The organism is Micromonospora echinofusca, assembly GCF_017614955.1.
GTDB classification, from domain to species: Bacteria; Actinomycetota; Actinomycetes; order Mycobacteriales; family Micromonosporaceae; genus Micromonospora; species Micromonospora echinofusca_A.
The window spans coordinates 1-12102 of the sequence record NZ_WVUH01000227.1 but is presented as its reverse complement, the minus strand read 5'-3'; the positions used below and the strand labels follow the sequence as shown (position 1 = coordinate 12102).

General features: G+C 74.2%; 10 protein-coding genes. 8 read left to right on the top strand and 2 right to left on the bottom strand.

What is annotated here, in order from left to right:
- From GSF22_RS22690 to pflA, 5 genes are all read left to right on the top strand, one after another.
- On the top strand, positions 1 to 1266 hold a 1266-nt coding region (locus GSF22_RS22690; protein WP_307804227.1), incomplete at its 5' end, for a putative PEP-binding protein.
- Positions 1267 to 1278: 12 nt separating this feature from the next.
- Entirely contained in the window at positions 1279 to 1809 is a 531-nt protein-coding gene (locus GSF22_RS22685; protein ID WP_208815755.1) for a hypothetical protein, read from the top strand.
- A 539-nt stretch (positions 1810 to 2348) separates the two neighbouring features.
- Positions 2349 to 3359: an alcohol dehydrogenase catalytic domain-containing protein gene (locus GSF22_RS22680; protein ID WP_208815754.1), complete on the top strand. Its 1011-nt coding sequence runs from the start codon at positions 2349 to 2351 to the stop codon at positions 3357 to 3359.
- A gap of 38 nt (positions 3360 to 3397) precedes the next feature.
- The gene (pflB, locus tag GSF22_RS22675; RefSeq protein WP_208815753.1) at positions 3398 to 5644 is read left to right on the top strand and encodes a formate C-acetyltransferase; all 2247 of its coding nucleotides are present in this window, start codon (positions 3398 to 3400) and stop codon (positions 5642 to 5644) included.
- Positions 5641 to 6429 (top strand): pyruvate formate-lyase-activating protein, encoded by a 789-nt coding sequence (gene pflA, locus GSF22_RS22670; RefSeq protein WP_307804224.1) that lies wholly within the window; start codon positions 5641 to 5643, stop codon positions 6427 to 6429. The genes pflB and pflA overlap by 4 nt, the downstream gene beginning before the upstream one ends.
- Positions 6430 to 6478: 49 nt before the next feature.
- Here pflA and GSF22_RS22665 read toward each other — a convergent pair whose 3' ends face one another.
- Together GSF22_RS22665 and GSF22_RS22660 are read right to left on the bottom strand one after the other, a co-directional pair.
- Positions 6479 to 6964 carry a cyclic nucleotide-binding domain-containing protein gene (locus GSF22_RS22665; protein ID WP_208815752.1) on the bottom strand — a complete coding sequence of 162 codons (486 nt, stop codon included), beginning with the start codon at positions 6962 to 6964 and terminating at the stop codon, positions 6479 to 6481.
- Between the two features lie 61 nt (positions 6965 to 7025).
- Positions 7026 to 7484, bottom strand: coding sequence for an Hsp20/alpha crystallin family protein (locus tag GSF22_RS22660; RefSeq protein WP_208815751.1), 459 nt, complete (start codon positions 7482 to 7484; stop codon positions 7026 to 7028).
- A gap of 231 nt (positions 7485 to 7715) precedes the next feature.
- Between GSF22_RS22660 and GSF22_RS22655 the strand changes: the two genes are divergently transcribed.
- The 3 genes from GSF22_RS22655 to GSF22_RS22645 form a co-directional block, all read left to right on the top strand.
- Complete coding sequence (locus GSF22_RS22655) at positions 7716 to 10352, top strand: cation-translocating P-type ATPase (protein WP_208815750.1); 2637 nt, start codon at positions 7716 to 7718, stop codon at positions 10350 to 10352.
- On the top strand, positions 10349 to 11236 hold the full coding sequence (locus GSF22_RS22650) for a universal stress protein (protein ID WP_208815749.1): 888 nt from the start codon (positions 10349 to 10351) through the stop codon (positions 11234 to 11236). Before GSF22_RS22655 ends, GSF22_RS22650 begins: the two co-directional genes overlap by 4 nt.
- Before the next feature lie 76 nt (positions 11237 to 11312).
- On the top strand, positions 11313 to 12102 hold a 790-nt coding region (locus GSF22_RS22645), incomplete at its 3' end, for a universal stress protein (protein ID WP_208815748.1).

Genomic DNA, 12102 nt, shown 5'->3' with positions numbered 1-12102 from the left:
GTCGTCGACACCGAGCGGGGCGAGTTCACCGTCGGCGGGCGGGTCGTGCGGGCCGGGGAGGTGATCTCCATCGACGGGACGACCGGCGAGGTGCACGCCGGTGCGGTGCCGGTGCAGCCTTCGCCGGTGAGCCGGTACCTGGCCGGTGAGCTGGCGCCGACCGAGGACCAGCTGGTCGGGGCGGTGCACCGGCTGCTCGGCCACGCCGACGCGGTCCGCCGGCTCGGGGTCCGGGCCAACGCGGACAACGCCGCCGACGCCGCCCTGGCCCGCCGGCTCGGCGCGGCGGGGATCGGGCTCTGCCGCACCGAGCACATGTTCCTCGGTGACCGGCGGGTGCTGCTGGAGCGGCTGATCCTGGCGGACGACCCGACCGAGGTGACCGCCGCGCTGGACGCGCTGCTGCCGCTGCAACGCGCCGACTTCGAGGCGATCCTCACCGAGATGGACGGGCTGCCGGTGACCATCCGGTTGCTCGATCCGCCACTGCACGAGTTCCTGCCCCCGTTGCCGGAGCTGACCGCGCGGGTGGCCCGCGCCGAGGCACTCGGGGTCGACCCGGGCCGGGACGCGACGCTGCTGGCCGCGGTGCGCCGGATGCACGAGACGAACCCGATGCTCGGGCTACGCGGCGTGCGGCTGGGCCTGGCGGTGCCGGGGCTGTTCGCCATGCAGGTCCGCGCGGTCGCCGAGGCCGCCGCCCGGCGGGTCCGCGCCGGTGGGGACCCCCGGCCGGAGATCATGGTGCCGCTGGTCGGGGACGCGCGGGAACTGGCCACGGTACGTGCCGAGGCGGAGGCGGTCCTGGCCACCGTGGCCGACGCCCCGGTGATCCCGGTCGGCACGATGATCGAGGTGCCCCGGGCCGCGCTGACCGCCGGGGAGATCGCCGCCGAGGCGGAGTTCTTCTCCTTCGGTACCAACGACCTGACCCAGACCACCTGGGCGTTCTCCCGGGACGACGTGGAGGGATCGTTCCTGCCCGGGTACCTGTCGGCGGGGATCCTGCCGGTGTCGCCGTTCGAGACGATCGACGAACGCGGGGTGGGTCGACTGGTCCGGTGGGCGGTCGCCGAGGGTCGGGCCACCCGGCCGGACCTGACCGTGGGGGTCTGCGGGGAGCACGGCGGGGACCCCGACTCGGTGGCGTTCTTCGCCGGGGCGGGACTGGACTACGTGTCCTGCTCGCCGTACCGGATCCCGGTTGCCCGGCTGGCCGCGGGTCGGGCCGCGGTCAGCGCGACGGACACGTCCGAAACCCGTTAGGGGGTACCAGAGATGATCGCCATCCTGAACGCGACCGGCCCGGCTCCGGCGCCTGTCCCGGGCGCCGTGCCACTCCCGGGTGCGGGCGCTGCACCCGCTCCGGGTGCGGGTGCTGCCCTGCCGGCGGCTCCCGCTCCGGTCCGGGCGCCGGCTCCGGTCGACGCCGTCGACGTCGGGGCGCCGGCGGAGGCCGCCTTCGGTCCGGTGCTGGCCCTGCCCGGCACCCGGCCGGCGGCGGTGGTGCCGGTGACCCGGCAGGGACGCCCGGTCGGGGCGTTCCTGCTCTCCGGCGACCGGCTGCGGTACCGGCCGGTGGTCAACGCCGACCAGGTGCTCGCCGCCGCAGCCGGTGCGCTCACCGTGGCCGCCCTGGTGGCCGGCGCCGTGGCGGTCGGGCGGCGCCGCCCGCCGGCGATCGGCGCGCTCACCATGGGGCCGGGCGGCTGGGTGAGCCTGCGGGGGCTGCCCACCTCGGCGCCCCGGGCCGCCCGCCCGTGGTGGGCCCGGCTGCTGCGGGCCGACCGGCTGGTCGTGCAGCGCTGAACCGGGGCTGGACCGCACGGGTGCCGCGCCGGGCCGATGGTCCGGCGCGGCACCGCCGTGCTCCGGCGACCGGGACGGTCGGGTTGGTCGCGGCGGGCCCCGGACAGGCCCGATCGGACGCTTTGCTCTGCTTCAGTCCCGGCAACACCTGGCCTTACGCCCCCGCGATCCTGACGGAGCGTAGTGGCGCGCTTGTTCCGCTTTGTCTGCTCAGGACCGCAGACCCGCAGGCCGACGCTGGTGTTGCCGGGAGTGAAGCAGAGCAAAGGGCGAATGTGGTGGCCGGACAGGGCGAGCCGGCATCACGGTCGGTAGTGGACCGGGCCGCCGGTCGGACCAGTACCCGACGGTGGACGGAAACCGACGGTGGACGGACGTCAGCGATGGACGGACGTCAGCGGTGGACGGACGTCAGCGGTGGAGCCCGACCCGGGACCCGGGCCGGAGGTCCCGGGTCGGTGCGGGCTTGTGCCCCTGCCGACGGACCGGCAACCGGACGACGCTGATGGTGCAGACAGCAACGGAAAGGGAGGCCCCCGATGCGCGCCACCGTCGTCACCGCGTTCGACCAGCCGCTCGAGGTGCAGGAGCGGCCCGTCCCGGAGCCCGGCCCCGGTGAGGTGCTGGTCCGGATCGAGGCCAGCGGCCTCTGCCACACCGACATCCACGCCGCGCGGGGCGACTGGCCGGTCAAGCCGACCCCGCCGTTCGTCCCCGGGCACGAGGGCGTCGGCATCGTCGAGCGGGTCGGCCCCGGTGTCACCGAACACGCCGTCGGCGACCGGGTGGCCATCCCGTGGCTCGGCTGGGCCTGCGGCACCTGCGACTACTGCGTCAGCGGTTGGGAGACGCTCTGCGAGTCGCAGCGCAACACCGGGTACGCCATCGACGGCGGGCACGCCGAGTACGCGGTGGCCGCCGCCCGGTACGTCGTGCGGGTGCCCGACGGCGTCGACCCGGTCGAGGCCGCCCCGCTGACCTGCGCCGGTGTCACCACCTACAAGGCGGTCAAGGTCGCGGCGGTACGCCCCGGCGAGCGGGTGGCGATCTTCGGCATCGGCGGGCTGGGGCACCTCGCCCAGCAGTACGCGCAACTCTTCGGTGGGGAGACCGTCGCGGTCGACGTCACCGCCGAGAAGCTGGAACTGGCCCGGTCGCTCGGCGCGACCCACCTGGTCGACGCCGCCACCACCGACCCGGTCGAGGAGATCACCGGTCTCGGTGGCGTGGACGTGGCGATCGTCCTGGCCGCCAGCCCCCGGGTGATCGCCCAGGCGCACGCCTGCCTGCGGCGCGGCGGCCGGCTGGTGCTGGTCTCGCTGCCGAAGGAGAACACCGTGCCCCTACCGGTCTTCGAGACCGTCCTCAAGGGCATCACCGTGCTCGGCTCGATCGTCGGTACCCGCGCCGACCTGGCCGAGGTGTTCCGCCTGCACGCGGCCGGCCGGACCCGGGTGGTCCACGAGGTCCGCAAGCTCGACGAGATCAACGACGCGATCGCCGACGTCCTGGCCAGCCGGGTGACCGCCCGACTGGTGCTCCAGCCCTGACCTCGGCCCGGCGACCTGACCCCCGGAAGGACGACACCATGACCGGCACCCGAACCGTGGTGGACCCGTGGCGCGGCTTCAGCGGCGGCGCCTGGCAGGACACCATCGACGTGGCGGACTTCATCCGGCACAACCACCGGCCGTACACCGGTGACGCGTCGTTCCTCACCGGCGCCACCTGCCGCACGCTGGAGGTCTGGGGACTGCTGCGGCAGATGTTCGTCGAGGAACGCCGCCGGGGCGTCTACGACGTGGACGCCGCCACCCCGTCCGGCATCACCGCCCACCGGCCCGGGTACATCGACCGGGACCGGGAACTGATCGTCGGTCTGCAGACCGACGCGCCGCTGCGCCGGGCCATCATGCCGGCCGGTGGGCTGCGGATGGTGGAGACCGCGCTGAAGGCGTACGGCTACGAGCTGGACCCGACGGTGCGGCAGATCTTCACCCGGTACCGCAAGACGCACAACGACGCGGTCTTCGACGCGTACCCGGCCGACGTGCTGGCCGCCCGGCGCTCGCACATCATCACCGGGCTGCCCGACGCGTACGGGCGGGGCCGGATCATCGGCGACTACCGCCGGGTGGCGCTCTACGGGGTGGACCGGCTGGTGGCCGAGCGGCGGGCGCACCGGGTGGCGCTCGACACGCAGCCGTCGACCGACGCGGTGATCCGGGACCGGGAGGAACTGGCCGAGCAGATCCGGGCCCTCGGTGAGCTGAAGGAGATGGCCGCCGGCTACGGGTACGACATCTCCGGCCCGGCCGGCACCGCCCGGGAGGCGATCCAGTGGCTGTACTTCGCCTACCTGGCCGCCACGAAGGAGCAGAACGGCGCGGCGATGTCGCTGGGGCGTACCGCCGGGTTCGTCGACGTCTACCTGGAGCGGGACCTGGCCGAGGGGCGGCTGACCGAGATCGACGCGCAGGAACTGGTCGACGACTTCGTGATCAAGTTGCGAATCGTCCGGTTCCTGCGCACCCCCGAGTACGACCAGCTCTTCTCCGGCGACCCGACCTGGGTGACCGAGAGCATCGGCGGGATGGGCAACGACGGCCGGCCACTGGTCACCCGGACCAGTTTCCGGTACCTCCAGACCCTCTACAACCTGGGTCCGGCGCCAGAGCCGAACCTGACCGTGCTCTGGTCGCCCCGGCTGCCCGAGGGGTTCAAACGGTTCTGCGCCCAGGTGTCGCTGGACACCAGCGCCATCCAGTACGAGAACGACGAGCTGATCCGCCCCCGCTTCGACGACGACGCGGCGATCGCCTGCTGCGTGTCGGCGATGCGGGTCGGCAAGGACATGCAGTTCTTCGGGGCGCGGGCCAACCTCGCCAAGGCACTGCTGTACGCGATCAACGGCGGCCGGGACGAGCTGACCGGCGACCAGGTCAGCCCGCCGATGCCGGCGGTCGGCGGGGAGGTGCTCGACTACGCCGAGGTGCTCGACGCGTACGACCGGATGCTGGACTGGCTGGCCGCGACGTACGTGAGCGCGCTGAACGTCATCCACACGATGCACGACCGGTACGCCTACGAGCGGCTGGAGATGGCGCTGCACGACTACCCGGTGCACCGCTTCCTGGCCACCGGGATCGCCGGACTGTCGGTGGCGGTGGACAGCCTCTCGGCGATCAAGCACGCCCGGGTGAAGGTGCTGCGCGACGAGACCGGCCTGGCCACCGACTACCTGGTCGAGGGGGACTTCCCCTGCTTCGGCAACAACGACGACCGGGTCGACGAGATCGCGGTCTGGCTGGTGGGGACGTTCCTGGCGAAGCTGCGCCGGCAGCGCGCCTACCGCAACGCCGAGCACACCCTGTCGGTGCTGACCATCACCTCGAACGTGGTGTACGGCCGGCACACCGGCAACACCCCGGACGGGCGGCGGGCCGGCGAACCGTTCGCGCCGGGGGCGAACCCGATGAACGGCCGGGACACCCACGGGCTGGTCGCCGCCGCGCTGTCGGTGGCGAAGCTGCCGTACGACCTGGCCCGGGACGGGATCTCGTTGACCAGCACGGTCACCCCGGACGGGTTGGGCCGGACCCGGGACGAGCAGATCGGCAACCTGGTCGGGGTACTCGACGGGTACACCGACGCGGGTGGTTTCCACCTCAACGTGAACGTGCTGGACCGGGCCACCCTGACCGACGCGATGGCGCACCCGGAGCGGTACCCGCAGCTCACCATCCGGGTCTCCGGGTACGCGGTGAACTTCGTCCGGCTCACCCCGGAACAGCAGCGGGACGTGATCTCGCGCACCTTCCACGGTGCGCTGTGACCGGCCCGCTGCCGGCCGCCGGCCGTACCCCACCGGGTGCGGCCGACGGCCGGCCGCTCGTCGGCGCCGTACACTCGTACGACCTGTCGACCGGGGTGGACGGCCCGGGTACCCGGTTCGTGGCGTTCCTCGCCGGCTGCCCGCTGCGCTGCCGGTTCTGCCACAGCCCGGACACCTGGTACCGGCGCAGCGGACGGGAGCACACCGTCGACCAGTTGATGGCCGAGGTGGCGAAGTACCGGCGGTTCGTCACGGTGGCCGGTGGTGGGGTGACCATCAGCGGCGGTGAGCCGCTGATGCAGCCGGCGTTCACCGGGGAGGTGCTGCGCCGCTGCCACGCCGACGGGCTGCACACCGCCCTGGACACCTCGGGTTTCCTCGGTGACCGGGCCGACGACGCGCTGCTGGACGCCACCGACCTGGTGCTGCTCGACATCAAGTCGTGGGATCCGGCGACGTACCGGCGGGTGACCCGGACCGGCCGGGTCACGCCGACGCTGCGCTTCGCGCGTCGGCTGGCCGACCGCGGCACCCCGGTGTGGATCCGGTTCGTGCTGGTGCCGGGGCTCACCGACGACGAGGCGAACGTGGCCGGGATCGCGTCGTTCGTGGCCGGGTTGGCCACCGTGCAGCGGGTGGAGGTGCTGCCGTTCCACCGGCTCGGCGCGCACAAGTACACCGAGCTGGGGTTGTCGTTCCCGCTGGCGGACACCGCGCCGCCGGACGCGGCGCTGCTGGCCCGGGTACGCGGTCAGTTCGCCGCGCACGGGCTCACGGTCCACTGAACGGCGGTGGTCCAGCAAACGGTGCCGGCCCGCCGGGCGGCAGGCCAGGCTACCGGACCGGGTCGACCCCGGATGCGTGCACCGGGTAGGCGTACAGGTCGAGCAGGCGGATCCGGGTGGCCTGGAGACGCTCCAGCGCCACACCCATGAACCGCTCGGTGAACTGCCGGCCGAACGCGTCGTCGGCCGTGATCAGCCGCCGTACGGCCGCCGCGTCGAACTCGATCGCGACGGTCCGGTCGGTGGCGACCGCACCGAACTGCCACCGGTACGGCGGACGCAGCCAGGACCAGCCGAGGACCTGGCCGGGGCCGATCAGGTCGATCTGCACGTCGCCACGGTGCGGCACCGGGAAGTCCAGCCCGACCTGCCCGTCGCGCAGCAACCAGAACCGCTCGGCGGGCCGGTCGGCGCGGAACAGCCGGGTGCCGGGGTGCCGCACCACCGGACGGGCGTGCGCGGCCAGGCGGGCCAGCCACGGCTCGGGCAGCCCGACGAGGAACGGATGGGTACGGAGCAGATCCAGCGTGGTCACCGGCGGCGGCCTTTCCGACCGGTGGGGTCCGGCACCCCCGCGCCGGACCCCACCGCTCATCTCAGTGTTTCCTGCCCGGCTCGGGAACCTTGCCGCCCCGGCCGGGGTCCTGCTTGCCCGCGTCGACGGTCACCGGGACCTCGCGGACGGTCTGTGGCAGCTCACCGACGGTCGCGGTGATCTCCAGGATGCCGTCGGTGTACCGGGCGGTGAGGGTCTCCTCCCGCAGGCCCGCCGGCAGCGGGACGACCCGGGAGAACGTGCCGTAGTGGAACTCCGAGTGACCGGGGTCGGCGTGGGACTCCTTACGCACCACGTCCAACCGGAGGGTGCCCTCGGTCACGGTGATCCGCACGTCCTTCGTCGGGTCGACACCGGGCAGCTCGGCCCGGACGACGTACCGGTCGCCCTCGCGGTACTCCTCGACCCGGATGCTCGGCCCGAGCAGCGGGAACCAGGAGAGGTTCGGCCAGTCGAACGGTGCGGTGGCGGTGCCCCGCAGCTTCATCATGGTGGACATCTCGACCTCCCTGTCGGTGTGTCCTGCCTCCATCCGACCGCGCCGGAGCCGGCACCGTCAGGGCCGTTGGTCCCGGATCGGGCGGGTGCGACGGCCCTGCCCGGGACACCGGGACGCGGGCAGACTGGGAGCGGAGGGGCGTAGGACCGGCACGACGGGGTGTAACGGTTCCGCCGGGAACGGAGGTAACGGTGATCGGCTGGCAGGCAGGGATCGGGGGCGGGCGTACCGGTGGACACTGACACCCTCGTCCGGCCGGCGGGGCTGAGCGCCGCCGAGGCCGCCGCGCGGTTGCGGGTCGACGGGCCCAACGCGGTCAGCGCCCCGGTCCGCCGGCACCTGGCGGTGCGGGTCCTGCGCCAGCTCACCGACCCCCTGGTGGCGCTGCTGCTCGCCGCCGCCGTGGTGACCACCGTGCTCGGCGACTACCCGGACACCGCGGTGATCGTGCTGGTGGTGCTGGTCAACACGGTGATCGGGGTGGTCCAGGAGATCCGGGCCGACCGGGCGATCGCCGCGCTGGACGGGTTGGCCGCGCCGACCGCCCGGGTGGTCCGGGACGGGGTCGACCTGGTGGTACCCGCCGCCGAACTGGTCCGCGACGACCTGGTCCGGATCGAGGCCGGTGACGTGGTCCCCGCCGACCTGCTGCTCACCGACGCCAGCCGGCTCCAGCTCGACGAGTCGGCGCTGACCGGCGAGTCGGTGCCGGTGGGCCGGGACACCGGTGACGAGGCCGCGGCCGGCACGGTGGTGACCACCGGCCGGGGTACCGGGACGGTGCGGCGCACCGGCGCGGACAGCGCCCTGGGCCGGATCACCGCCCTGGTCGGCAGCACCCGCCCCGGCCCGACCCCGCTGCAACGCCGGTTGTCGGGGCTGGGCCGGGTGCTGGGCCTCGCCGCCGTGACGCTCTCCGCGCTGGTGTTCACCATCGGTGTGCTCGGTGGGCAGCCGGTGGTGGAGATGGCGGTGACCGCGGTCAGCCTGGTGGTGGCGGCGGTACCGGAGTCCCTGCCGGCGGTGGTGACGCTGGCGTTGGCGCTCGGTGCCCGTCGGATGGCCGCGTCCCGGGCGATCCCTCGCCGGCTGCACGCGGTGGAGACCCTCGGCTCGGTGACGGTGATCGCCTCGGACAAGACCGGCACCCTGACCGAGGGCCGGATGGCGGTGCAGCAGGCGGTCACCGCCGACGACGTGCGGTGGGCGGTCACCGGGGTCGGGTACGACCCGCAGGGCGAGGTCCGCCGGGCCGACGCCCCGCAGGGGGGTACCCCGGTCGTCCCGGACGAGCTGCGCCGGTTGGCACGGGCGGTGCTGCTCTGCAACGACGCCGCGTTGACCCCGCCGGACGACGACCGACCCGGGTGGGGTGCGGTCGGTGATCCGCTGGAGGCCGGGCTGCTGGCGTTCGCGGCCCGCTGCGGGCTCGACCCGACGGCCACCCGGGCCGCCTGGCCCCGGGTCGCCGAGCATCCGTTCGACCAGGCCAACCGGCGGATGACCACGGTGCACCGGGCCTGCGCCGGCGGGTACCTGGTGGTCTGCAAGGGCGCCCCGGAGAACGTCCTGGTCGCGCCGGTGGTGGAGGCCACCGACGAGGAACTGGCCCGGTGGCGGGTCCGGGCGCAGGAACTGGCCGCCCAGGGGCTGCGGGTGCTGGCCGTGGCGACCGCGCTGACCGGGCAGGCTCCCGACCCGGCGGCGCCGGTCGGGTTGCGGCCGGTCGGGCTGGTCGGGGTCGGTGACCCGCTGCGGGAGGGCGCGCCGGTGATCGCCGGGCACTTCGACGACGCCGGGGTCCGGCTGGTCCTGATCACCGGGGACCACCCGGCCACGGCCACCGCGATCGCCGGGCGGCTCGGGCTGTGGCGGGACGGGGACCCGGTGGTGCACGGTGACGGCGCGGCCGTCCCGGAGCACGCCGACACCGCCCGGGTCTTCGCCCGTACCCAGCCGGAACAGAAGCTGGACATCATCGCGGCGTTGCAGTCGCGCGGTCACGTGGTGGCGATGACCGGTGACGGGGTGAACGACGCCCCGGCCCTGCGCCGGGCCGACATCGGGGTGGCGATGGGCGGGGGCACCGAGGTCGCCCGGCAGGCCGCCGACCTGGTGCTCGTCGACGACAACCTGGGTACCGTGGCCGCCGCGATCGGCGAGGGACGCCGGATCTACGACAACATCCGCCGGTTCCTGCGGTACGCGCTCGCCGGTGGGGTCGCCGAGGTGGCGGTGATGCTGCTGGGCCCGCTGTTCGGGTTGCCGGTGCCGCTGCTGCCGGCGCAGATCCTCTGGGTGAACCTGCTCACCCACGGCCTGCCCGGGGTGGCGCTGGGTGCCGAACCGGCCGAGGAGGGCACGCTGCGTCGGCCGCCCCGGTCGCCGCAGGAGTCGGTGCTCGGCGCCGGGCTGGCCCGGGACATCCTGCTCACCGGCGGTCTGATCGCCGCCGTGGTGCTGGCGGCCGGGGTGGTCGCCGCCCGGTTCGACCGCCCGTGGCAGTCGATGGTCTTCGTCGTCCTCGGGTTGGCGCAGCTCGGCGTGGCGTTGGCGGTACGCGCACCGCGCCCGGCGGGGGCGACCGGGGGCAACCGGGCGCTGCTGGCCGCGGTGGCGTTGTCGGCGGCACTGCAACTGGCCGGGGTGCTGCTGCCGCCGTTGCGGCACCTGCTCGGCACCGAGGCGTTGACGGCCGCCGAGCTGCTCGGCTGCGCCCTGGTCAGCGTCCTGCCCGGGCTGGTGCTGGTCCTGACGCGCCGGTTCCGTCGCGGAGCCGGCCCGGAGCGGGAACCGGAACCGGACGCGCATTTGATCAACAGCGGTTCGGCGACGCATGCTGGAGACACCGAAAGGAGCAGGTCATGAACAGCAACACCGGCGCCCCGGTCGTGGTCGGCGTGGACGGTTCGACTACGGCCCTGGACGCGGTCCGGCTCGCTGCCCGGGAGGCGGCGCTGCGGCAACGGCCCCTCAAGGTGGTGCACGCCTTCATCTGGCCGCTGATGAACGTGCCGCTGGGTCCGTCCGCCTTCGGTCCGCCCGAGGGCGGGCTGCGCAACCAGGCGGAGCGGATCGTCGCGGAGGCGGTCGCCGAGGCGGAGAAGGCGGTTCCCGGGCTGACGGTGACCGGTGAGGTGGTCGACGGGGCGTCAACGCCGGTGCTGCTCGCTGCGGCCCGCGACGCGGCGCTGACCGTGCTCGGCAACCGGGGGCTCGGCGGCTTCGGTGGCCTGCTGCTCGGTTCCACCTCGACCCAGGTCGCCGAGTACGCCGACGGGCCGGTGCTGGTGGTGCGGGGCGAGGAGCGGACCGACGGTCCGGTGGTGGTCGGGGTGGACGGCTCGGAGCTTTCCGAGCTGGCCGTGGCGTTCGCCGCCGAGGAGGCGGCCCGCCGGCAGACCCGGCTGGTGGCCGTACACGCCTGGCTCAATCCGGCGCCGGTGGGGCCCGGTGACGTCCTGCCGCTGGTCTACGACGTCGACGCCCTCCGGTCGGAGGAGGAGCGGGTACTCGCCGAGGCGGTGGCCGGCCTGGCGGAGCGGTACCCGCAACTGACGGTGGAGCAGCGGCTGGTCCGGGGCGCACCGAAGCGGGTACTGGTGCAGGAGTCCGCCGAGGCGCAACTGGTGGTGGTCGGGGCGCGGGGCCACGGCGGGCTGGCCGGGATGCTGCTCGGTTCGGTCAGTCATGCCGTGCTGCACCAGGCACACTGCCCGGTGGTGGTGGTCCGGCCGACCGGTTCGCACTGAGCGGCCGAACCCGCCCCGACCGTCCGCCCACCGCACCGTCCGACCACTGCCGGAACCACACACCCTGGAGAGAACCATGAACCGACCGGTCGTCGCCGGCGTCGACGGATCGCCGGCCAGCCTGGTCGCCGCCGAACACGCGGCGCAGGCGGCAACGTTGCGCTCCCGTCCGCTGCACCTGGTGCACGGTTACCTGCATCCGCTCGGGTACGGCATTCCGATCAACCCGTACGACGTCGGGTTGCCCGCGCCCAACGAGGAGGCGCAGAAGATGCTGGAGCAGGCCGCCGCCGAGCTGCGCGAGCGGTGGCCGGGGCTGACGGTCGAGGTACGCCAGGTGGCCGGCGGCCCCGGGGCGACCCTGGTGGAGGAGTCCAAGCGGGCGGAGCTGGTGGTGGTCGGCAGCCGGGGGCTCGGTGGTTTCGCCGGGCTGCTGCTCGGCTCGGTCAGTACCCAGGTGGCCAGCCACGGGCACTGCCCGGTGCTGGTGGTCCGCCCGGCCGAGGGGTCGGTCCCGGTCGACGGGCCGGTGCTGGTCGGGGTGGACGGTTCGGAGGCGGCGTCACTCGCGGTCGGGTACGCCGCCGACGAGGCCGCCCGGCGCGGCACCGAACTGGTGCTGGTGCACGCCTGGTCGGTGGACGGTTCGCGGCAGCTGGTGAGCCCGGTGCCGGGCGCGGTCTGGCCGCCGGAGGTGTTCGAGGAGTTCCAGGCCGCGTTCCAGGCCGAGTCGGTCCGGCTGCTCGCCGAGGCGGCGGCCACGGTCCGGGAGCGGCACCCGGAGCTGACCGTCACCGAACGTCCGGTGCACGCGATCGCCCCGGAGCAGGCGCTGATCGAGGCGAGCGGCGCGGCGGCCCTGGTGG

Excerpts from the sequence above, each read along its gene's own strand:
- GSF22_RS22680 (WP_208815754.1), top strand. The coding sequence starts at position 2,349 with ATGCGCGCCACCGTCGTCACCGCGTTCGACCAGCCGCTCGAGGTGCAG.
- pflB (WP_208815753.1), top strand. The coding sequence starts at position 3,398 with ATGACCGGCACCCGAACCGTGGTGGACCCGTGGCGCGGCTTCAGCGGC.
- GSF22_RS22660 (WP_208815751.1), bottom strand. The coding sequence starts at position 7,484 with ATGTCCACCATGATGAAGCTGCGGGGCACCGCCACCGCACCGTTCGAC.
- GSF22_RS22650 (WP_208815749.1), top strand. The coding sequence starts at position 10,349 with ATGAACAGCAACACCGGCGCCCCGGTCGTGGTCGGCGTGGACGGTTCG.
- GSF22_RS22685 (WP_208815755.1), top strand. The coding sequence starts at position 1,279 with ATGATCGCCATCCTGAACGCGACCGGCCCGGCTCCGGCGCCTGTCCCG.